Annotated in this window: 19 protein-coding genes; 17 read left to right on the forward strand and 2 right to left on the reverse strand. The window is 52.9% G+C overall.

Annotated features, from left to right (window positions below):
* Positions 1 to 33: 33 nt before the first annotated feature.
* On the forward strand, positions 34 to 1,473 hold the full coding sequence (locus NFS31_RS15965) for an MBOAT family O-acyltransferase (protein ID WP_251497093.1): 1,440 nt from the start codon (positions 34 to 36) through the stop codon (positions 1,471 to 1,473).
* Between the two features lie 122 nt (positions 1,474 to 1,595).
* Here the strand turns inward: NFS31_RS15965 and ymfI are convergent, their stop codons facing one another.
* Complete coding sequence (ymfI, locus tag NFS31_RS15970; RefSeq protein WP_251497095.1) at positions 1,596 to 2,327, reverse strand: elongation factor P 5-aminopentanone reductase; 732 nt, start codon at positions 2,325 to 2,327, stop codon at positions 1,596 to 1,598.
* A gap of 324 nt (positions 2,328 to 2,651) precedes the next feature.
* Here ymfI and trxB point away from each other — a divergent pair, with 324 nt between their 5' ends.
* From trxB to NFS31_RS16035, 13 genes are all read left to right on the forward strand, one after another.
* Positions 2,652 to 3,584: a thioredoxin-disulfide reductase gene (gene trxB / locus NFS31_RS15975; protein ID WP_251497097.1), complete on the forward strand. Its 933-nt coding sequence runs from the start codon at positions 2,652 to 2,654 to the stop codon at positions 3,582 to 3,584.
* 110 nt (positions 3,585 to 3,694) lie between these two features.
* The gene (locus NFS31_RS15980; protein WP_416389472.1) at positions 3,695 to 5,191 is read left to right on the forward strand and encodes a C40 family peptidase; all 1,497 of its coding nucleotides are present in this window, start codon (positions 3,695 to 3,697) and stop codon (positions 5,189 to 5,191) included.
* Positions 5,192 to 5,293: 102 nt separating this feature from the next.
* Entirely contained in the window at positions 5,294 to 5,935 is a 642-nt protein-coding gene (locus NFS31_RS15985; RefSeq protein WP_251497101.1) for a cyclodeaminase/cyclohydrolase family protein, read from the forward strand.
* A 91-nt stretch (positions 5,936 to 6,026) separates the two neighbouring features.
* Positions 6,027 to 7,697, forward strand: coding sequence for a formate--tetrahydrofolate ligase (locus NFS31_RS15990; protein WP_251497103.1), 1,671 nt, complete (start codon positions 6,027 to 6,029; stop codon positions 7,695 to 7,697).
* A 22-nt stretch (positions 7,698 to 7,719) separates the two neighbouring features.
* A complete protein-coding gene (locus NFS31_RS15995; RefSeq protein ID WP_251497104.1) occupies positions 7,720 to 8,568 on the forward strand; it encodes a formate/nitrite transporter family protein in 849 nt (282 codons plus the stop codon).
* Between the two features lie 391 nt (positions 8,569 to 8,959).
* A complete protein-coding gene (locus NFS31_RS16000) occupies positions 8,960 to 9,526 on the forward strand; it encodes a glycerol-3-phosphate responsive antiterminator (protein WP_251497106.1) in 567 nt (188 codons plus the stop codon).
* Between the two features lie 59 nt (positions 9,527 to 9,585).
* Entirely contained in the window at positions 9,586 to 11,082 is a 1,497-nt protein-coding gene (gene glpK / locus NFS31_RS16005) for a glycerol kinase GlpK (RefSeq protein WP_251497108.1), read from the forward strand.
* A gap of 65 nt (positions 11,083 to 11,147) precedes the next feature.
* Positions 11,148 to 11,861 (forward strand): MIP/aquaporin family protein, encoded by a 714-nt coding sequence (locus tag NFS31_RS16010; RefSeq protein ID WP_251497110.1) that lies wholly within the window; start codon positions 11,148 to 11,150, stop codon positions 11,859 to 11,861.
* Between the two features lie 251 nt (positions 11,862 to 12,112).
* Entirely contained in the window at positions 12,113 to 13,549 is a 1,437-nt protein-coding gene (locus NFS31_RS16015) for an NAD(P)/FAD-dependent oxidoreductase (protein ID WP_251497113.1), read from the forward strand.
* Positions 13,550 to 13,560: 11 nt separating this feature from the next.
* The gene (locus NFS31_RS16020) at positions 13,561 to 14,826 is read left to right on the forward strand and encodes an NAD(P)/FAD-dependent oxidoreductase (protein WP_251497116.1); all 1,266 of its coding nucleotides are present in this window, start codon (positions 13,561 to 13,563) and stop codon (positions 14,824 to 14,826) included.
* Positions 14,827 to 14,830: 4 nt separating this feature from the next.
* The gene (locus NFS31_RS16025; RefSeq protein ID WP_251497119.1) at positions 14,831 to 15,196 is read left to right on the forward strand and encodes a DUF1667 domain-containing protein; all 366 of its coding nucleotides are present in this window, start codon (positions 14,831 to 14,833) and stop codon (positions 15,194 to 15,196) included.
* 300 nt (positions 15,197 to 15,496) lie between these two features.
* On the forward strand, positions 15,497 to 16,942 hold the full coding sequence (locus NFS31_RS16030) for a sodium:proton antiporter (RefSeq protein ID WP_251497122.1): 1,446 nt from the start codon (positions 15,497 to 15,499) through the stop codon (positions 16,940 to 16,942).
* Positions 16,943 to 16,957: 15 nt separating this feature from the next.
* The gene (locus NFS31_RS16035; RefSeq protein WP_251497125.1) at positions 16,958 to 18,019 is read left to right on the forward strand and encodes a cytidylate kinase-like family protein; all 1,062 of its coding nucleotides are present in this window, start codon (positions 16,958 to 16,960) and stop codon (positions 18,017 to 18,019) included.
* A 296-nt stretch (positions 18,020 to 18,315) separates the two neighbouring features.
* On the opposite strand, the gene hpf is transcribed toward NFS31_RS16035, so the two are convergent.
* Complete coding sequence (hpf, locus tag NFS31_RS16040) at positions 18,316 to 18,843, reverse strand: ribosome hibernation-promoting factor, HPF/YfiA family (protein ID WP_251497128.1); 528 nt, start codon at positions 18,841 to 18,843, stop codon at positions 18,316 to 18,318.
* Positions 18,844 to 20,862: 2,019 nt separating this feature from the next.
* On the opposite strand from hpf, the gene rpmE reads away from it, so the two are divergent.
* From rpmE to NFS31_RS16055, 3 genes are all read left to right on the forward strand, one after another.
* Complete coding sequence (rpmE, locus tag NFS31_RS16045) at positions 20,863 to 21,072, forward strand: 50S ribosomal protein L31 (protein ID WP_160225795.1); 210 nt, start codon at positions 20,863 to 20,865, stop codon at positions 21,070 to 21,072.
* Positions 21,073 to 21,178: 106 nt separating this feature from the next.
* Positions 21,179 to 22,120, forward strand: a complete 942-nt coding sequence (locus NFS31_RS16050) for a DUF1385 domain-containing protein (RefSeq protein ID WP_251497131.1) — start codon at positions 21,179 to 21,181, stop codon at positions 22,118 to 22,120.
* Complete coding sequence (locus NFS31_RS16055) at positions 22,117 to 23,163, forward strand: N5-glutamine methyltransferase family protein (protein ID WP_251497134.1); 1,047 nt, start codon at positions 22,117 to 22,119, stop codon at positions 23,161 to 23,163. The genes NFS31_RS16050 and NFS31_RS16055 overlap by 4 nt, the downstream gene beginning before the upstream one ends.
* Positions 23,164 to 23,169 lie beyond the last annotated feature (6 nt).

Raw genomic sequence — 23,169 nt, forward strand, 5'->3', positions numbered from 1 at the left:
CACAGATAAATAAAGAAAGGTCGGTTCCCGCATATGCTGTTCAGCTCCCTTGTGTTTTTATGGTATTTCCTCCCCGCTGTTTTTTTCCTGTATTTTATAACGGGAAACGCCGCGGTGCGAAACGGCGTCCTGCTGGCGGCGAGCCTCCTTTTTTATGCATGGGGGGAGCCGGTATATGTCTGCCTGATGCTTCTCTCCATTGGAATCAATTATGCCTTCGGGCTGCTGTCCGCGCGTATCCGCCGCCGGGCAGGGGGAAAAAGCGCTGGCGGCCATCTGCTTTTGGGACTGTGCGTACTGGTAAACCTTGGCCTTTTAGGATATTTTAAGTATTTTAATTTCGCGGCGGAGAGCCTGAATGTTCTGTTATCCAGGCTGGTGGGAGGGCGTTTTCTCCTGAATCCAAAGGAGATTGCGCTGCCGATTGGGATCTCGTTTTATACTTTTCAGGCGCTTTCCTATGTGGTTGACGTGTATAGGGGCACGATTGAGGCGCAGAGAAATCCGTTTTACCTGGCGCTTTACATCTCCTTTTTCCCGCAGCTTATTGCAGGGCCGATCGTGAAATATCATGACATCTGTGAGCAGATAGAGAGCCGGCTCATAAGCGCGGAAGGGATGGCGTACGGCATCCGGCGGTTCAGCTATGGCCTGGCCAAGAAAATGCTGCTTGCCAATCCCTTTGCCTTGGTCGTGGACTCCATCCTTGAAAAGCCGCTTTACGGGCTTGGGACGGGCGCGGTATGGCTGATGGCCGTTCTGTATACTCTGCAAATCTATTTTGATTTTTCGGGATACTCGGACATGGCCATCGGGCTGGGGGAAATGTTTGGCTTTCACTTCATGGAAAATTTCCGCTATCCCTACCTCTCGTCCTCGATCCGGGATTTCTGGAGGAGATGGCATATATCCCTCTCCACATGGTTTAAGGAATATGTCTACATCCCTCTGGGGGGGAGCAGGAACGGCGGCCTCAAAACGTGCTGCAACCTCATGATCGTATTCTTTGCGACGGGCCTCTGGCACGGGGCGGGCGCGAATTTTATTATATGGGGACTGTATTACGGCGTATTCCTGATTCTGGAGCGCGGGTCGTGGGGGACATTCCTGGAGAAGAACCGTTTCCGCGCGCTGAATCATGTATATGTGATGCTGATTGTGGTGATCGGCTGGGTCTTTTTCAGGGCGGAAAACCTTCCGGATGCGCTGCTTTTGCTGCGGAAGATGTTCTGCCCGCAGGCGGGGATATATCCGATCCGGCTGTTTGTCAACCGTAAGGTGCTTTTTACGGCAATATGCGGGATTTTCGCCTGCGGAATCCTGCAGCGCCTTGCGCCGGGGCTTACAAAGCGTTTATACGACAGAAAGCTGACAGGGGCGGCCGATGTGGCTGTCATGCTCGTCCTGATGTTTCTGTGTACCATGTATCTGGTCAACAACACATATAATCCCTTTATCTATTTCCGATTTTAACCCGTAACCGTTCAGACAGCCTCTGAACGGTTACTTTAGTCCGCCTTTTTTGAAAACAGCCGGAAGGCCGGCCGGAGTCCGGGCGGCAGGCGCGAACCGGATGAAGCTCTGTAAAGGCCGCGTCACATCCACCCGCCGTCTAGCCCGATGATCTGCCCTGTCAGATATGACTCCTTATACCCAAGGTGATAGGCCAGATCCGCGACCTCCGCCGCCTGTCCCAGACGGCCGGCCGGAATTTCATCCAGAAGCGCGATCAGATCCTCCCTGTGAAGAAAATGATTCATCTCCGTATCGATCGCGCCGCATGCAATGGCATTGACCTGGATATTGCTGGGCGCGAGTTCTTTGGCCAGCGCCTTTGTCAGGGCGTTGACGCCTCCCTTCGTGGCGGAATAGGCCGCCTCGCAGGAAGCGCCGCAGACGCCCCACACAGAGGAGATATTAATAATCTTCCCTCTTTTTTTAGTCAGCATCATAGGGATCGCAAGGCGGCAGCAGTTGAAAACGGATGTCAGATTCGTGCGGACGATCCGATCCCAGTCCTCAGGCTTCATATCCTGAAAAAGGCCGATATAAGACACGCCGGCGTTATTGACCAGCACATCCAGGGAGCCGAACTGCTTGCGGATACGCGAAAACAGCTCCTCACAGCTCCCATAATCCCCCGCATCCCCAAGCCATGCCAGGCATCCCATGCCCATGCCCTCAATCTCCTTCCGGGTCTGTAAAAGCTGCTCTTTCCGGTGAATACAGGTAATCACTGTGTTATAGCCTTTTCCGGCATACTTAAGGGCAATCGCCTTCCCAATCCCGCGCGAGGCTCCGGTGACTAAAACGGTTTTACGCGACATATGTGTCAACTCCTTTCAAAAACAGATGTTTGTATGGTCAGCGCGTCAGGCGTAACTGTTCAGATAACCTGAACGGTTACATCACAGGGCTATTATAGCATAAACGGAAGGAGGAGAGAAGCGTGTTGGTGACTCACGGCATCATACAGAAACATGAACCAGTTACTTACAATATTCTGAATAGCATTTTAAGGGGGTATGAAATCCCTCAGAAGTATGATATACTGTCTTCAACAATTTTCAAAAGACAAAGCGGGCCGTAAAAAGCCGCCCGCCTTCTTGCCGCATGAACACCCACTATCATTATGAAAAGGAAATGAATCCATGAAAATACACGATCTGATCATCATCGGCTCCGGCCCGGCTGGTTTGAGCGCCGCGATTTATGCCCGGCGCGCGGAACTGGACGCCATTATAATAGAAAAAAGCGCTATGAGCGGAGGCCAGATTCTTGACACTTATGAGGTTGACAACTATCCTGGCCTTCCGGGAACCAGCGGCTTTGATCTCGCTGAGGCGATGCGGGCCCATGCGGACAAGCTAGGAGCTGTCTTTCAGGAAGACACGGTAATCCGCACAGAGCTTGCGGGCCCTGTCAAAACCGTAATATGCGAGGATGGCGAATACCAGGCCAGGGCAGTGGTCATCGCCGCGGGAGCCCGCCACAGGACGCTGGGAGCGCCGGGAGAGACGCGGCTTGCCGGGGCTGGGGTGTCCTACTGCGCCACTTGCGACGGCGCGTTTTTCAGGGGTAAAACTACGGCCGTGGTCGGCGGGGGCGACGTGGCGCTAGAGGATGCGATCTTCCTTTCACGGCTGTGTGAGAAGGTTTACCTCATCCACCGCAGGGATGAGCTGCGCGGGGCCAGAAGCCTGCAGAAGCGTCTTATGTCCCTTGATAATGTGGAGGTTGTCTGGGATACGGTTGTGGAAGAGATTACGGGCGAAGGCAGAGTGTCTTCGCTGAAGCTGCTGAATAAAAAGACATCGGAGACACGCGAGCTGCCGGTTGACGGCGTGTTTATCGCAGTAGGTATTGAGCCGGACAGCCAGGCGTACAGGGAGCAGTTGGATCTGGACCCGCAGGGATATATCATAGCGGGGGAGGACGGGCGCGCGTCGCTTCCCGGCGTATTTGCGGCCGGGGATATCCGCACAAAGGCGCTGCGCCAGATCGTCACCGCGGCGGCGGACGGAGCGAACTGTATCGCGAGCGCAGAGCGTTATCTGTCTGAAGGACAGGAGGAATTCGGATGAGGAAGCAGTTAAGGGTACTGGTACAGCATTGCGTAAACTGCAGTGAATCCCCGTCCCGCGCCCGCTGCCTGAAAAACGGCGCGCTGATTTTGTGCAGCATATACATCTGCATGGGAGGCGCGGGCGGCTTTGTGTCGCAGGCTGCCATGAATCTGGAGACGGAAGCCCCGGCGGCGGGCGCGTCGGTCATCATCAACCATTACCATGCGAGCAGCCTTGATCCGGGGGCCGAGCTTGAGGAGGCGTTTACCGGCGGGCTGTCCGGCGCGGGGCAGGATGCGCCGCAGGCAGAGACAGGCGGCCGGACGGAGGTTCCAACCGTCGCCGCGCCGCCCACATCGGAATATGATAATGTCGCCATTTCCCGCGTCAGCAATTATGTAAATGTGCGGTCTGACGCCAGCACGTCCGGGGCCGTGGTGGGAAAGATTTACAATAACTGCGCCGCCACGATCCTGGAGACAGTGGACGGCGAGGGGGGAACTTGGTATAGGATCCAGTCCGGGAATGTGCAGGGCTTTATCAAGGCGCAGTATTTCATCACAGGAACTGAGGCGGAATCCGTGGCCAGGCAGGTGGGGACTTCGTTTGCCCGCGTGACGAACACCTCCAGCCTGCGTCTTCGGGAGGCACCGAATCTGGAGAGCCGCACGCTGGATGTGCTCACGCCGGACGCGGAGTATGAGGTCATAGGCGAGGAAGGGGATTTTGCTAAAATCTCGGTTGACAATGATCTGGTGGGATATGTCTTTAAGGAGTATATCCACATCCGCGTGGAGTTTAACAAGGCGGTCACCACAGATGAGGAAAACGCTAAAAAGGCGGAAGAGGAGAGGCTGAAAAAGGAAGCGGACGAGGCGATTAAGCGTCTGGAGGAGGCAAAGCAGGAGGCGGCGAAGGAATCGGCGGCCCAGAACACGAAAGCGCCTGAGACGACAAAAGCGCCGCAAACAACCAAAGCTCCTGCGACAAAGGCTCCGGAGACGGTAAAAGCGCCGGCGCCTTTATTTGACGGGACGATAGAGGCCAACCCGGCCGGAGGAAACGGGACGACAAAAGCGCCGGAGACTGTGGAGGCGCCGGAGACAACGAAAGCCCCTGAAACGACAAAAGCGCCGGAGACAACGAAGGCCCCGGAAAGCCCGAAAGCGCCCGGGACAGGCAAAGCGCCGGGAAGCAATGCGCCCGGGACAGACGCCGGGGGCGGGCCGGGAGCCGGGAGCGGCGGTTCGGGCGCGGTGGCCAATGCGACGCGCTCGGCGATTGTGGCCTATGCAAAGCAGTTTTTGGGCAATCCGTATGTGTACGGCGGGACGAGCCTGACAGACGGCGCGGATTGTTCAGGTTTTACACAGGCTGTCTTTGCCCACTTTGGCATCGCGATCGGGCGAAGCTCGAGGGATCAGGCGGCAAAAGGGCGCGAGATTTCAGTCGGGGATGTGCAGCCGGGCGATCTGCTGTTTTATGCCAGCGGCAATTACATCAACCATGTAGCGCTCTACATAGGCGGAGGCCAGATCATCCATTCCAGCACAGAGCGGACCGGAATCACCACCGCCCCGTCCAATTACAGGACGCCGTGCAAGGCGGTAACGTTTCTTGACTGACGGCTCTGACGGGAATGCTGTACTGGTAAAATTTGATAATGAGAACTCAGGTTTTACAGTTTTGCCATAGGGCTGAGCTGTTACAAGCAGGGAGATTTGAGAATGGGAGATTTAAAGGAACTGACGGTTGAAGAATTTACCGGCCTGACCGCTTCCGACGCGCCGTCGCCGGGCGGCGGAGGCGTGTCGGCCCTTGTCGGGGCCCTGGCGGCGGCGCTGTCTGAGATGGTGGCCAATTTAACGATCGGCAGGGAAAAATATGCGGGCGTACAGGAGGAGATGGAGGCTCTGGCGGGCCGGGCCGCCGCGTTGCGAAGCCGTCTTCTGGACGATATCCAGAAGGACAGCGTGTGCTTTAACGCCTGTATGGCCGCGCTGCGCATGCCGCGGGAGACAAAGGAGCAGCAGGAGGCGAGGCGGGACGCCATCCAGGAGGGCTTAAAGGAGGCGTCCGCCGTCCCGCTCTCGATCGCAGAGACAGCGGCCGGCATATTTCCGATCGCGGAGGAGGTAGTCAAAAAGGGTAATCAGACCGCGGTATCGGACGGCCTTCTGGCGGCCATGCTGGCGCGGACCGCGGTTTTGGGCGCGCTTTTGAATGTAAAAATCAACCTGGCTTCTATCCGGGACGAGGCGTTTGTCAGGGAGACAGCCTCGAAAACGGACCAGCTCGAGGGGGAGGCCGTCACATGGGAGGCAAAGATTCTGAAAGCCTCCGGCTTTTTGCAGGTAAATGTTCTGTAACCGCCCGCATTTCGATTTGAATGGGTTTTGGCAGCAGTTCAGAGCTTTCTGAACGGTTACGGGTTTTGTACATCTTACGGAGGAATGTGAAATGATAAAAACGGATATTGAAATCGCTCAGGAATCGACGCCGCTTCATATTCGCGAGATTGCGGCGGCCGCGGGAATCGAAGAAACGTATTTAGAGCAGTACGGCAATTATAAGGCAAAAGTGGATTACAATTTACTGAAGGAGAGCGCGGGCAGAGACGGGAAGCTGATTCTGGTGACGGCGATCAACCCGACCCCGGCCGGAGAGGGGAAGACGACGACGACCGTGGGGCTGGCCGACGGACTGAAACGGCTGGGAAAACGCGTGACCGTGGCGCTGCGCGAGCCCTCGCTGGGGCCTGTGTTCGGCGTCAAGGGAGGGGCGGCCGGAGGCGGATATGCGCAGGTGATTCCCATGGAGGATATCAACCTGCATTTCACAGGCGATTTTCATGCCATCGGCGCGGCGAACAACCTTCTGGCCGCTATGCTGGACAACCATATTTATCAGGGAAACAGCCTGCGCCTTGACCCGAAGAGGATCACATGGAAGCGCGTGGTGGATATGAATGACCGTCAGTTAAGGAATATTGTGGACGGCCTCGGCAGAAGAGTGGACGGCGTGACGCGCGAGGATGGGTATGATATCACGGTGGCAAGCGAGATCATGGCGGTTTTGTGCCTGTCTTCGGATATTACGGACTTAAAGGAGCGCCTGTCGCGGATCATTGTGGGTTATACGTATGACGACGAGCCTGTGACAGCAGGGGATCTGAAGGCGGCGGGGGCCATGGCCGCCCTTTTAAAGGACGCGCTTAAGCCGAATCTGGTGCAGACCCTGGAACATACCCCGGCCTTTATCCACGGCGGCCCCTTTGCGAACATCGCTCACGGCTGCAATTCGGTTATCGCCACCCGCATGGCCTTAAGGCTGGGCGATTACACGGTGACCGAGGCCGGATTTGGGGCCGATCTGGGAGCTGAAAAATTCCTGGATATCAAGTGCCGCATGGCGGGGCTTAACCCGGCCGCGGTGGTAGTTGTGGCAACGGTGCGCGCTTTAAAGCATCACGGCGGCGTGGCAAAGGCGGATTTAAATAACGAGAACTTAGAAGCGCTGGAGAAGGGCCTGCCGAACCTCCTGCAGCATGTGGAAAATATTACAAAGGTATTCGGCCTGCCATGCGTGGTGGCCATAAACCGTTTCCCGCTTGACACGGAGGCGGAGCTTGCCCTGATTGAAAAGCGGTGCCGGGAGCTGGGCGTGAATGTCGCCCTTTCCGAGGTTTGGGCAAAAGGCGGCGAAGGCGGCGTGGAGCTGGCTAAGGAGGTCTTACGCCTCTGTGAGGAGGAGAACCATTTCTCTTACTGCTATGAGGATGCGCTTGGTATTGAAGAAAAGCTGAACGCGATTGTGACCAGGGTATACCACGGCGACGGCGTTGAGCTGACGGATATGGCCAAAAAGCAGGCAAAGCGTTTGGAGAGCCTTGGATTTTCCGGTATGCCGATCTGTATGGCCAAGACGCAGTACAGCTTTTCCGATGATCAGAAGCTTCTCGGAGCTCCGAAGGGATTTCGTGTGACGGTGCGCAGTCTCAAGGTATCGGCAGGAGCCGGGTTCATTGTGGCCTTAACCGGGGATATTATGACCATGCCGGGCCTTCCGAAGGTTCCGGCCGCAGAACAGATCGATGTTGATGAGAACGGGCGGATCCTGGGCCTGTTCTGAGCGCTGTGAGGAGAGAGACAGGATGAATTTTTTTACGGCCCCGGAAATTTTAAATAATTTTGCGGCGGCAGGAGAGAAAAAGACAAAGCTTTCCACAGGGAGGCTGCTGGCGCTCGCGACGCTGGCAGGAATGTTTATCGCGCTGGGAGGGGCGGTGACCAACACCGCCTCCCACAGCATCGCAAACGTGTCGGCTGCGCGGATCATAAGCGGCCTGCTTTTCCCGGGCGGATTGTCCCTGGTGATTCTGATGGGCGCGGAGCTGTTTACCGGGAACTGCCTGATTGTTATATCGGTTCTGGAAAAGAGAGCTACGCTTCCAGGAATGCTCCGGAACTGGGCGCTCGTGTATCTGGGAAATTTTCTGGGGGCGCTTCTTGTCTCCTGGGGCTGCGCGTTTTTTGGACAGCTTAACTATTCAGGCGGGGAGCTGGCTGTTTTTACGATGCGCCTGGCGGCGTCCAAGCTGGAGATCCCGGTCATGGACGGCATCGTGCGCGGTTTTTTCTGTAATGTGCTGGTCTGTCTGGCCGCGCTGTGCAGTCTTTCATCAAAGGATACCGCCGGGCGGATCCTGGGCACGGTTTTCCCGATTGCCTTTTTTGTGATCTGCGGTTTTGAGCATTGTATTGCCAATATGTACTATATCCCGGCCGGGCTGTTTGCGGCTGCGGTTCCGGGCTATGCGTCCGCGGCGTCCGCGGCGGGGATTGACATAGCCTCCCTTTCCTGGGGCGGTTTCCTGGCTGGGAATCTTTTGCCTGTAACGTTCGGAAATATCCTGGGGGGCGTGTTTACGGGCCTGATGCTGTGGCTGGGGCACAGAGAGACAGTTCCTGAGCCGGCCGGGGACAGGGGCGCGCGGCCGTAACATAACATATTTTCCGGGTCTTTTGCATATATTTGGACAACAGGGCAGGGAGTGTACAGAATGCATACCTGCCCGCCGGATACCGCTGGATTTTTTGTGAGAATTCTTCGCCAAAGCAATTATTCGGAGTGGGAACATATAAAAAATGCGCAAAAAAATGAGTTTATTATTGACAATTACTGTCGAACATGATAAGATAAATATAAATTTGGAGGACAATAGAAGAACAAGAACCAGGAGAATGGAGCAGGTTATCAACGACAGAAATGTTGTAAATTACTGATGCTCTTTTTTTGTATCATCAAGCATTCGCCATGGGTGACGTTCGTCCGGGCCGTGAGGGCAGAAAAGAGCTCGTCAGAAAGTAAAAAATGACGGAGGATTTTATAAGATGAAACAGAGCTTTTATGATGCGCTCACAGATTGCCCGGTTGTTGCGGCGATTAAGGACGACAAAGGGCTTTACCGCTGCCTGGAGTCAGAGATTAAAATTGTCTTTATTTTGTACGGCGATATAGTGAGGATCGCGGACATTGTAGACTGCATAAAAGAAAAGGGAAAGCTGGCTGTGGTACATATGGATCTGGTGACCGGCCTGTCCGGGAAGGAAGTGGCGGTTGATTTCATTAAGAAAAGCACCAGGGCGGACGGGATTATCAGCACAAAGTCGTCCCTCATCAGACGGGCCAGGGAATTGGATTTGGTGACGATACTGCGCTTATTTGCAATTGATTCCATGGCGTTTGACAACATAAAAAAGCAGTATGAGGCTGTTTTGCCGGATATTGTGGAGATCCTGCCGGGTATCATGCCCCGGATTATCAAAAAGATCACCCATTTGGTACCTTCGCCGGTGATTGCGGGGGGTATGATCGTGGAAAAGTCGGATGTGATCGCGGCGATTGACGCGGGAGCCATATCGATTTCATCCACGAATCAGGATATCTGGTTTATATAGAGAAGGAAGAACATAATAACATGTTTCATGTTATTCAATTATATTAAGGAGGGGTTTTTATGGCAAAATATGTAATGGCGCTCGACGCCGGCACGACCAGCAACAGATGTATCCTTTTTAACGAAAAGGGCGAGATGTGCAGCGTGGCGCAGAAGGAATTTACCCAGTATTTCCCGAAGCCGGGCTGGGTGGAGCACGACGCGGACGAAATTTGGTCCACGCAGCTTGAGGTGGCTCTGGGCGCTATGAACCAAATCGGGGCGACCTCGGCGGACATTGCGGCTATCGGCATTACGAACCAGCGCGAGACGACAATTGTGTGGGATAAGGTGACAGGGGAGCCGGTATATCATGCGATCGTGTGGCAGTGCCGCCGTACTTCCGAATACTGCGACAGCTTAAAGGACAAAGGTCTGGTTGATACGTACAGAGAGAAGACGGGCCTTGTGATCGACGCGTATTTCTCCGGAACCAAGTTAAAATGGATCCTGGACAATGTAGAGGGCGTAAGAGAGCGCGCAGAACGCGGGGAGCTTCTGTTCGGTACGGTTGAGACATGGCTGATCTGGAAGCTGACCAAGGGCAGGGTTCATGTGACGGATTACACAAATGCATCCAGAACCATGCTGTTCAATATCAAGGAATTAAAGTGGGACGATGAGATTCTGGCAGAGCTGAATATTCCGAAGTGTATACTTCCGGAGGCGAAGCCCTCAAGCTGCGTTTACGGCGAGGCGGATCCGCAGTTCTTCGGCGGCCCGATCCCGATCGGCGGCGCGGCAGGCGATCAGCAGTCCGCTCTGTTCGGCCAGACCTGCTTTAAGCCCGGCGAGGCAAAGAATACATATGGAACAGGATGCTTCATGCTCATGAATACGGGCGATCAGCCGGTTTACTCCAAGAACGGCCTTGTGACGACCATCGCCTGGGGCCTGGACGGCAAGGTGACCTACGCTCTGGAGGGCTCGATCTTCGTGGCCGGCGCCGCGATCCAGTGGCTGCGCGACGAGATGAGGATGGTGGATTCCTCGCCGGACTCCGAGTACATGGCTAAAAAGGTGGATGATACGAATGGATGCTACGTTGTGCCTGCCTTCACAGGACTGGGCGCTCCGCACTGGGATCAGTATGCGAGAGGCGCGATCGTGGGCCTCACAAGGGGTGTGAACAAATACCACATTATCCGCGCGACTCTGGAGTCCCTGGCTTACCAGACGAATGATGTTTTAAAGGCCATGAGAGCAGACTCCGGTATCGATCTGGCGGCCCTGAAGGTGGACGGCGGCGCCAGCGCCAACAACCTCCTGATGCAGATTCAGGCAGACTTAATCAATGCCCCTGTTCACCGCCCGAAATGCGTGGAAACCACCGCGATGGGCGCAGCTTATCTGGCAGGTCTGGCAGTAGGCTACTGGGCGAGCAAGGAAGATGTCATTAAGAACTGGGCGATTGACCGCGTATTCGATCCGGAGATCGGAGAGGAAGAGAGGACGCAGAGGCTTAAAGGATGGGATAAAGCAGTGAAATGTTCCTTTGGATGGGCGAAGGAGGACTAAGCTCCCTCAGTCCGGTTATAAAGAGACGGCGCAATCATGTTTTAACTTGAAAAGGGGGAAATCTTATGTTACCATATATAGCGGAGTTTTTAGGAACAATGCTTCTGATTCTATTGGGCGACGGCGTTGTTGCCAATGTGACACTGAATAAATCAGGCATGAAAGGGGCGGGGTCGATTCAGATCACCTTTGCCTGGGGTCTTGCGGTTATGGTACCCGCTTTCATTTTCGGGGCAGCCTCAGGCGCTTCGTTCAATCCGGCGCTGACGCTGGCGCTGGCGATCGACGGCTCCTTTGACTGGGCGCTTGTTCCGGGCTATATCATTGCGCAGTTTGCGGGCGCATTTGTCGGAGCCTGCCTTGTATACATCCTGTTCAAGGAGCAGTTTGACGCGACGGATGATCCGGGCGCGAAGCTGGGCGTGTTCTCCACAGGCCCGTCGGTTCCGAATCTCCCGCTCAATATTTTATCAGAAGCCATCGGCACTTTCGTACTGGTGTTTGCCATTAAGGGCACGGGAAATGTAGCCGGCCTTGGCGATATGGGACTCAACTACATTTTTGTATTTGCCATTATCGTATCTGTCGGTATGTCCCTCGGCGGCCTGACGGGCTATGCGATCAACCCGGCCCGTGACTTAGGTCCCAGGCTGGCCCACGCGGTGCTTCCGATCAAGGGCAAAGGCGATTCAAACTGGAGCTATGGAGTCGTAACGCTGGTTGGCCCGATTGTGGGCGCAATTGTCGCTGTTCTGGTTTACGGAGCGATTCCGTGGTAGAACGCGGCGCGGAGCGGCCTGCGTCCCGGTTGTCTGCCGGAACACAGACCGCGCCAGGTGTCTGTTAAAAATCCATTCAGAAGCTTAAGCTTACCGGCCCCTGCCTGAAAACGGGAGCGGGCCGGGTTAATTTCATAATTTAAGTGCGCAAGAGAAGGATGAGCCAGGCACACAGGATATCAGCCGAAGAGGGTGATTTCTGTCAGCCTGGCTTTTTTCATAAAAACCTAATAGGCAGGAGGATAATAAATATGTATGATATTATCGTAATCGGCGCAGGTGTATCCGGATGTGCGGCGGCCAGAGAGCTTTCGCGCTACCAGGCAGATATCTGCGTTGTGGACAAAGAGGAAGACGTCTGCTGCGGCACCTCAAAGGCCAACAGCGCTATCGTCCATGCGGGCTATGACGCGGCAGAGGGCTCTTTGATGGCAAAGCTGAATGTAGAGGGAAACCTCATGATGGAGCAGCTTTCCAGGGATCTGGATTTCTCGTTCCGGAGAAACGGTTCCCTGGTTCTGTGCATGCGCGAGGAGGATCGCCCCAACCTGGAAGCTCTGTATGAGAGAGGCGTGAAGAACGGCGTAAAGGATCTGCGGATCCTGACAAAAGAGGAAGTAAAGGAGATGGAGCCCAACGTAACGGACAATATGGTGGGCGCGCTCTATGCCCCCACGGGCGGCATCGTATGTCCTTTTGGCCTGACCATCGCCCTGGCGGAAAATGCGGCCATGAACGGCGTGGAGTTCAAATTCAACACAGAGGTTGAGAATATCGTAAAGACAGACGAGGGCTTTGAGCTGACAACCAGCCAGGGCGTTCTGAAGGCGAAATATGTGGTAAATGCAGCCGGCGTTCATGCGGATCGCTTCCACAATATGATGAGCGCAGAGAAGATCCATATCACGCCAAGGCGCGGCGATTACTGCCTGCTTGACAAGACGGCCGGGGATCTGGTGGACAAGACGATCTTCACCCTGCCGGGCAAGTTCGGCAAGGGTATCCTTGTGACGCCGACGGTACACGGCAATCTTCTGCTCGGCCCGACTGCGATTGACATCGACGATCCGGAGGGAACCAATACGACGAGAGAGGGCCTGGACGAGGTGATTGGAAAGGCCCAGAACAGCGTAAACAACATCCCCATGCGGCAGGTGATCACCTCCTTTGCAGGACTGCGCGCCCATGAGGATCAGCATGAGTTTGTCATTAAGGAGTTAGAGGACTGCAAGGGCTTTATCGACTGCGCCGGGATCGAGTCCCCGGGTCTTTCCAGCAGCCCGGCGATCGGTAAGATGGTGGCGGATATTCTGAAGGAGAAGGCCGGCTTAAAGGAGAAGGATGACTTCATCGCCACCAGAAAAGGTATTGTGGATCCCAAGGAGCTCTCAAAAGAAGAGTATTCCAAACTGATTAAAGAAAATCCGGCCTACGGCAATATTATCTGCCGCTGCGAGACTATATCCGAGGGTGAGATTTTAGACGCCATCCACCGTCCGCTGGGGGCGAAGTCCTTAGACGGTGTGAAGCGCCGCACCAGAGCGGGCATGGGACGCTGCCAGGCAGGCTTCTGCTCACCGAGAACCATGGAGATTCTTGCAAGAGAATTGAATATGGATATGGGCGAGATCACGAAATCAGGCGGCGAGTCTAAGATTATTGTCGGAATCGACAAGGATAAACTGTAAGGAGGGGAACCATGAGATCCTATGATATTGTAATAATCGGCGGCGGCCCGGCGGGACTGGCGGCAGCGGCGGCTGCAAAAAAGAGCGGAATCGACAGCATTCTGATCCTGGAGCGCGACAAGGAGCTGGGCGGAATCCTGAACCAGTGCATCCACAACGGCTTTGGCCTGCACACCTTCAAGGAGGAGCTGACAGGGCCGGAATATGCAAGGCGTTTCATTAATGAAGTAGAAGAACTGAAGATCGAGTATTACCTGAATACCATGGTTATCGACATCAGCCATGAAAAGGTTGTGACAGCCATGAACCGCGGGGAGGGCCTGTTTGAGATTCAGGCAAAAGCTGTGATCCTTGCCATGGGCTGCCGCGAACGCGCCAGAGGCGCGCTCAACATCCCGGGCTACCGTCCGGCCGGCATCTTCTCCGCCGGCACGGCGCAGCGTCTGGTGAACATGGAAGGCTATATGCCGGGGCGCAAGGTGGTTATCTTAGGATCCGGCGATATCGGGCTTATCATGGCGCGGCGCATGACCTTAGAGGGCGCTCAGGTGCAGGTAGTGGCAGAGCTGATGCCATATTCCGGAGGACTCAAGAGAAATATTGTGCAGTGTCTGGATGATTTCGGCATCCCGTTAAAGCTGAGCCATACGGTTGTGGATATCCGCGGCAAATACAGGGTAGAGGGCATCACCATCGCCGAGGTGGATTCCCATGGCAAACCGGTTCCCGGCACGGAAGAGGACTATGACTGCGATACGCTGCTTCTCTCCTGCGGCCTGATTCCGGAAAATGAGCTTTCCAGGGGAATGGGCGTGGACATCGAGCCTGTGACCTCCGGCCCGTCCGTCAATGAGAGCCTGGAGACAAATATCGACGGCGTGTTTGCCTGCGGAAATGTGCTCCACGTGCATGATCTGGTGGACTATGTGTCAGAGGAGGCCACCACAGCCGGCCATAACGCGGCGAAATACGTGCAGGGCAGCCTCGCGAAGGGCAGCGGGAAAGAGATCAGGCTGGTTCCCACGGGAGGCGTACGCTATACGGTGCCGAAGACGATCGACGTGGATCGCATGGCAGAGGAGCTGACCGTCCGCTTCCGCGTCGGCAATGTGTATAAGAACTGTTTTATCAGTGTATACTTCGACGATGAGCAGGTCGTACACAGAAAGAGGCCGGTTATGGCCCCCGGCGAGATGGAGGATGTGAAGTTCAAGAAGGAAAAGCTGGCTTCCTATCCTGATTTAAAGACAATCACAATAAAGATCGAGGAGGCATAAGAATATGGAAAAGAGAGAATTGATCTGTATCGGCTGCCCTCTGGGATGCATGATTCAGGTAGAGATGGACGGCGCAGAGGTGGTAAGCGTTACGGGGAATACCTGCAAGCGCGGCGATGACTATGCCCGCAAGGAGGTAACGAATCCGACCCGGATTGTGACCTCCATCGTCAATGTCACAGGCGGCCATCTGGATATGGTTTCCGTGAAGACAAAATCCGATATACCGAAGGGGAAAATTTTTGACTGCGTGAAGGCGCTCAAGGGCGTAACCGTGGAAGCTCCGGTGCATATCGGGGATGTGATCGTATCCGACGTGGCAGGGACCGGCGTGGATATTATCGCGACGAAAGAGATTTTTGTTAAATAAGAGGTATGGAGATTGGGCCTCCCGCGCAGTAGCGGGGGGCCTTATTTGTTGTTTTGATGGGTTTGTTACGGATATACTGCCTGCTTCCGGCTGCGCGTGGCGGCCCTTTTGCATAATGCCTGTCAAAAGCAATTCATAAACCGCAGGATGTTTTGGCAAATATCCACAGTTTTTTTCCGATTTTAAACGATTCTTTAGCGGAGTGCAAGGTTGTAAGAGGAGGATAAACTTGCTATAATGGGTGGCTGAGCAAGAAGATTTTTCAGACTAAAAATGAAGTAGAAGTGGAGGAGTTATGAAATGAAACGATTGCTTGCATTCTGCGTGAGTCTTGCGTTTCTGCTGTTTTGCAGTCCTGCGGGGGCGATGGCAGCGGATGGGCTGGCGGCAGAGACGGCCGGTTCCGGGCTTTTGTGGCTGTGTATTCCCTTTGCGGGGCTTCTTCTGTGCATTGCTGTGCTTCCTCTTGTGAAGCCGGAATGGTGGGAGGAGCATCAGCCGCATGCAGTGGCTCTGTGGTCCGTGCTGTTTGCCGTTCCCTTTGCTGTCATGTTTGGCGCGGGAGCCGCTTTGGAGACGATCCTGGAATGTCTGATAAATGATTATCTGACCTTTATCATCCTGCTGTTCGGCCTGTTCTGCGTTTCGGGTAATATTACCATGTCAGGCGATCTGGCGGGCTCGCCGCGGGTAAATGTGGGGCTTTTGGCACTGGGGACGCTGCTCTCGAGCTGGATTGGGACAACGGGCGCGAGTATGCTGATGGTCCGCCCTGTGATTAAGATGAATTCCTGGAGAAAAAGGAAGCGCCATATTATCATCTTCTTTATTTTCCTGGTGTCCAATATCGGCGGCTGCCTGACGCCGATCGGCGATCCGCCTCTTTTGATGGGCTTTATGCGCGGCGTTCCGTTTTTCTGGAGCCTGCATCTGTTTCCGCTCCTGCTGTTTAATATGGCGGTGCTGCTGTTCCTGTTTTACTGGATTGACCGGCGCGCGTACCGGAAGGATATCGCGACCGGCTTAAAGCCGGACATCAGCAAGCCGGGTACAGAGGTGAAGATCCGCGGGGCGCATAACCTGATTTTCCTGGTGATGATCGTGGCCGCTGTGATCTTGAGCGGCATGCTGCCGTCGCTCCCGGCTTTTCAGGACGCGTCGGGCCATGTGCGCGGTATCCATCTGTACGGCGAGGTGACGCTCGGATATCCGGCTCTGATCGAGATTGTGATAATTTTAACGGCGGCGTTCCTGTCATTCCGAACGACAAAAGCGGAGATCCGCAGGGCGAACCACTTTACCTGGGGCGCGATCCATGAGGTTGCGGTGCTGTTTATCGGTATTTTTATCACCATGCAGCCTGCGCTGATGCTTTTAAAGGCCAACGGCGCGAACCTGGGTATCACAGAGCCGGCGCAGATGTTCTGGACCACGGGCCTTCTGTCCAGTTTTCTGGACAATACGCCGACGTATCTGGTGTTCCTGACGACGGCCGGGGCTTTGCATTTTACAGAAGGGATGGCCACCTCGCTGGGAATGGTGCCCCTTAAGATGCTGACCGCGATTTCAGCGGGCGCGGTTTTCATGGGCGCCAATACGTATATTGGAAATGCGCCGAATTTTATGGTAAAATCAATTGCAGATGAAAATGGTGTCAATATGCCGTCCTTTTTTGGGTATCTCGTATGGTCGTTTGGAATCCTGATTCCGGTGTTCATGCTGGATATGGCGTTATTCTTTCTATAAAGGAGGGGACAGGAAATGCAGAAGGAGCAAAATAATGAAGCCTTTGTCAGAGAGCTGGCGGAGTGCATCTATGATCTGGACGCCGAGGTTTACAGCCAGATCGGTTCATCCCTGGGGCGCGTCTTTAACCGCGACAGGGAGCGGTGCGTGCGGGAGCTGACCGAGCTTTTGACCACCCGTCCCCAGGGGCATCTCGTGCGGAGCGAGCTGGCCCTGATTGCAAATATGGCGCGCACGATTCCGGATCGCGCGGAGAAAAAGCTGGTTATGACGGAGTATAACCGGATCCTCACAGAGGTCATGAAGCTGCCCGGAAACTTTGTCAGCGGGGACGTCATTGATCCGGAGCTTGCAAAGCTGAATGTGTTGAATCTCCAGAACCGTTTTTCAGAAAATGATCACCTGATTATCTGTATTAGCTGGGGCTATGCCAGCGGAGGCGTGGATGTCGGGTTCAAGCTGGCGGATAAGCTGAAGATCAATTATTACGATGAAGAGATTTTCCAGGCCGTGCTAAAGCGCCTGGAGGCGGAGAAGGGCACGGTGCAGGATTCAGTCCATTATACAGGCGATCTGGGCTTAAACAGCCCCACCAGTGTGTTTGAATCAGCGAGCAATCTGACGCTGCGCCAGCATTTCCGGGAATTCAGCCGCTATCACGGGCTTTCCAAGCGGGATGCGGTATTCTTTAACCAGAGCGATCTGCTGTGCGATATGGCGAAAAAAGAGGACTTCATCATCATGGGACGGTGCGGGAATGCGATTATGACCAACAACCAGATTCCCCACATCAGTATCTATATCACAGCGCCCTTTGAACAGCGGGTGCGCCATGCCTGTGAGATCAATAATATACAGGCCGGGAAGGCGAGCCGTCTTATAAAGCGGCTGGATCGGAAGCATGCGCGTTACTATAACTTTTATACCAGCCGGAAATGGGGGCATGCGAATAACTATGATCTGTGCATTAACACAGCGAGCTATGGCATAGACGGGACGGTAGACTTTATTCTGCGGATGATTGACCGCGGGCATATCGGGATCCGGGGTGTGAAGGCGCAGGACGTGAAGGCGTGAGAGAAAGCCGCCGTAAACAGGTTGTCGGATATGGCCTGTTTACGGCGGCTTTTTGGTGTAACAGTTCAGACAACCTGAACTGTTACGGCATCTGCCCATGAAAATCGCTTCGCGATGGGGCTGATATCTGCTGCTGCCACGTTTTTGTACGGTCTGCGCAGCAAGTGCGCAGACATGTCTGAACGGTTACTTTTTGGTTACGGTTCAAACGCTGCCAAAAGCGGGGCGTTTCTGTGAATACAGCGGGGCAGCCGCGGGCAGCAGGCCCTCCGGGCCAAACGCTGGGGCGGGTTCCGTTAAAACTCGGGTTCAATTAAGCCGTACGTATTGCCTTTTCTCTTGTATACGACATTGACCTGCTCGGTTTCGGAGTTCAGGAATACGTAGAAGGCATGTCCCAGAAGCTCCATCTGTACGCAGGCTTCTTCGGGATCCATGGGTTTCATGGCAAATTTTTTCACTTTTACTATCTCTATACCGTCGTCGGCTTCATAGTCCTCATTTATAAAGAGATCGGAGAAGGCGACGGCCGCCTGTTTTTTGTCTATGATCTTATTCTTATATTTTTTGAGCTGACGTTCAATGATTTCTTCCACCAGATCAATGGATACATACATGTCATTGCTGTGCTGCTCGGCACGAATGATCGTGCCCTTGACAGGGATGGTAACTTCGATCTTCTGGCGGTCCTTTTCGACGCTTAAGGTGATAACCGCCTCTGTGTCTTGGTTAAAGTACCGCTCCAGCTTGCCGATCTTGTCCTCAACAGCCGCCTTGAGCGCCGGTGTAACCTCGATATTTCTTCCAGTAATCTTATAACGCATAATCATCGCTCCTTTTTTTGGGATATATTTAGTATAGCACTTTTGGGTGTAAAATTCAAGACAGGCCGCAAAATTGTTAAGACAATTATTCGGAATTTTTTGCGATAATTTTAAATTAGTGTGGCCCGGCCGTGTTGATTCATTTCTTTTTTGTCAAGGGAAATGCTTGTATTTTTTGGCGAAATTTGAAAGTTTATGACATATATACAAAAATTTCAGTGGGGAAAAACGGGTGTTGAAAGCTGGTGATAAACATTAAAAAAATGTGGATAATGTGGATAACTTGGTGCATAACTGTTTTTTCCTTTAAAATGGACAAGATAGGATGTGAATAACTTTTTGATAATGTTTGTGGAAAAGGTGTGGATAGTGTGGATAAGCGAAGAAGAGAACAGGTTTTTTGTGCATTTTGTCAGAAGAGATGGGTTAGGGTTTGTCAGAAGGGCGAAGAAAGCCCGGGAACAGGCTTTGAATCAGATGCAACTGCGCTTTTGTCTGAAAAAAGCGCAGTCGGAAGATTGTGGACGGATAGCATGTTATTCAATTTTTCCGTGTTTTTTCTCATGTTCTAATATAGATTGCCTGATGAGATAAAGAATCTGCCCATTGATCGATCGTCCTTCATATTCTGACAGGAGTTTCAGCTTGTGGTGTGTATCACTATCTATCCTTAAGCCCAGATGTTTGTCCTTTTCCAAGTGATGTTTCCTCCATTTTGAAATTTAAGTTTATTTTAAGTACATTTTGTGATATAATGCTAAAAATGAACTTGATTTAAGTACAATTTATTTTAAACAAGGAGAAAATCATATGCGAAAGAGGCAAATGGAAAAAAGGCAGGCAAAAAGATTCGCTTCTGCAATTCTAAAATATTGGATTTCTGAAGCATGGAATGAATTGGATCACCCCAATTACTCAAATTTGACACTGTATGATAAGCAATTGATTAAAAGATATATATATCGGTACGAGTGCCTAATTAAAATAATGCTTTACTGTACTACATATTAATTCTAAAAATATAGAGGAGAATCCCGGGCTGTGTTGTCTTACAATTCAGGGATTCTCCTCTTGTCAACATGGATTCGTTATTTTTTATGTTAGCAAATACAAATCTTTTTATAGAATAATCGGACATAACGTGCTATAATTCTTTTAGTCAGATTAGAACAAGTAGGGGTAGTCTGTGGTTGTCCTTTCCGGAAACGGAAAGGAGGTCGGTATGAACACGCTTGAAATACTTACATTGCTTATGGTCATTTTTACAGCATTAACATACTTAGGAACTGTCAAGAAATAACTTTTCATATTGCTTGTCTTTTTCTCCGATAGTGCTGCTCAAAAATCAGTTACATAGCCCACTATGCGCCTGATTTTTGAGCAGCACTATCGAAGAAAAATCCTGCGCACTATTGAAAAGTTATTTCTTAACAGTTCCTTAGACAACAGAAACAACCGCAAGTAACGAAAAAGACTGCCCTCTACTGCAATAGAGGGCAGCCTGTAACCAGTTAATTTTTAATAACAGTTTACTCGTTTCCGATTGCCAACCGTCGGACGTACCAATATCCCACGGTTTCTAAACTGATTATAAACCAATATTGCGAATTTTGCAAGAGGGTTTAGAAAATGGGAGTGCTTCCGGCACTCCTGTTTTTTTGAGATTTGTTTGTTTGGCCCGCCGATCACACAGCCAGCGCCAGCTTCCATATCCATAAGAAACCCGTAGAAAACCGCCGGCGCTTAGCGAGGTCTTTTCGAGCTTAGCGTCCGCTGCGCTTTTCTCCGAGCGGGAGCGGGGTTTCGTTGGATATGGAAGCTGGCGCTGGCGGCCTTTTGCGATCACATCTGGCAAACTTAATCTAAAGCAAACCCAATCCAACCCGCAAAAACCGCTTGCAAATAAACCCCTTGTATGCTATACTAATTAGGCTTGCGAAAGAATGCCGCAAAAACACCGCGGCAGTATATAAAAAGCGGTCGGAAATCGCACAAGAATAATTACAGAGAGGTGAAAATATGAAAGAGGGAATCCATCCAGCCTATTATCAGGCAAAGGTAGTTTGCAACTGCGGAAATGAATTTGTGACAGGCTCTACCAAACAGGATATTCATGTGGAGGTTTGTTCCAAGTGCCATTCGTTCTACACAGGTCAGCAGAAGACAGCCGCGGCTCGTGGACGTATTGATAAGTTCAACCGTAAGTATGGCATTAACGCAGACAAATAAGTTTGAACGAGGTAAAGGTTGGGTTTTAGTGGCGACATTAAACTCAACCTTTTTATTTATGCGGCAGCGGGCCTTTTGCGGCGCGCTGCTTTGGGAGTAAGCGGAAATGAAATATTCGGGAATTGGCGGTCAGGCTGTGATTGAAGGAATCATGATGATGAACCGCGATGATTATGCGGTGGCGGTTCGCCGGCCTGACGGTGAGATTGAGGTAAAAAAGGACAGATATGTAAGCATTACGAAAAAGGCTGCGTTTTTGTCGCTTCCTTTTATAAGGGGCGTGTTCCGCTTTGCGGATTCGATGATCCTGGGGATGCGGACGCTGACGTATTCCGCAAGCTTTTTTGAGGACGATGAGGAGACGGAGCCGGGGCGTTTTGAGAAAGCGCTTGATCGTCTGTTTGGGGAAAAGCTGGAAGGGGCGATTATGGCCGTGGTGATGGTTTTGTCATTTTTGATGGCGATCGCGGTTTTTATGGTGCTTCCTCTGGCTGTGGCCAATCTGTGCCGGAGCTTTATCCGGTCAGAGTACGTGATGGCGGTTCTGGAAGGTTTTTTGCGGATTGCGATATTTATTATCTATATTAAGCTCGTTTCACGCATGGAGGATATCAGGCGCACTTTTATGTACCACGGGGCGGAGCACAAATGTATTAACTGTGTGGAGCACGGGCATCCGCTGACGGTTGAGCATGTGAGGGAAAGCTCCAAGGAGCATAAGCGGTGCGGTACGAGCTTTCTTTTGATTGTCATGGTCATCAGTATATTGTTTTTTATGGTGATCCGGATTGAATCGATCGGGCTTCGGATGCTGAGCCGGATCGTGCTGATTCCGGTGATCGCAGGCGTTTCCTATGAGATTTTGCAGCTGGCGGGGCGGAGCAATTCCAAATGGATGGATCTGGTCAGCCGGCCGGGGCTGTGGATGCAGGGACTGACGACAAAGGAGCCGGATGACTCGATGATTGAGGTGGCGATTGCGGCTACGGAGTCTGTGTTTGACTGGAAGACCTATTTAAAGGAGAATTTTCCGGAGACGGAGGTATGAGCTTGATGCAACGAGAGGAAGAGCTTCCCGCCTGGCGCGGCCTTCTGGAGGCGGGAAGCAGGACGCTTGCCCGGGCCGGGATAGGGGAGGCGGATCTGGACGCGTGGTATCTTCTGTCAAAGGCGTTCGGAATCGACAGGGCGTATTATTATATGGAACAAAACCGGCCGGTTCCGGAGGGGCGCCTGGCAAAGGGGTATGAGGTTTATTGCAGTAATATAGAAAAAAGGGCAAAACGCATTCCCCTGCAGCAGATCCTGGGAAATCAGGATTTTATGGGAATGACGTTTTCGGTGAATGAGCATGTGCTGATTCCGAGGCAGGATACGGAAACTCTGGTGGAGGCGGTTTTGCGGGAATTTCCGGATAAGGAGCTTTCGGTTCTGGATATGTGTACCGGATCGGGCTGCATCGCGGTCAGCCTGGCGGTTTTGGGCGGTTACAGGATTGTAACGGCGGCGGATATTTCCAGAGAGGCGCTTAAGGTGGCCAAAAAGAATGCCAAGCGCTTATTTCTGATTCAGAGGGGAACGGTCCGCTCGGAGTCTTTTCTGGTGTCGGAGACGCCCTGGCGATATGAGCTTAAAACGTATCTGGCGGATCGGCAGACAGCGGCAAAGGCAGGATCGCTGAAAGCCCTGAACGGCCAGCCGGGCGGGGCGTCCGGGATTCGTGAGCGCCGGATGGTTCTGCTGGAGAGCAATCTGTTCCGCGATATGGATCGGGATGCATGTTTTGATGTGATCGTGGCGAATCCGCCGTATATCCCGACGAATGTAATTGAAGAGCTGGAGCCGGAGGTGCGGGATTATGAGCCAAGACTTGCCCTGGACGGGCAGGAGGACGGGCTGCATTTTTACCGGGTGCTGGCGCTTGAGTGCAGCAAGCATCTTACAAGAGGGGGAGCGGTGCTGTTTGAGATCGGGTATGATCAGGCGGAGCGGGTGAGGCGTATTTTGAGGATTGCCGGTTTTGGCCGGATTGAGACGATTCAGGACAGTGCGGGACTTGACCGCGTGGTGAAGGCCCGATGGAACCGATAGAGGAGG

Origin of the sequence: Otoolea muris (genome assembly GCF_943193115.1) — a bacterium.
In the GTDB taxonomy this organism is placed as follows: Bacteria; Bacillota; Clostridia; order Lachnospirales; family Lachnospiraceae; genus Otoolea; species Otoolea muris.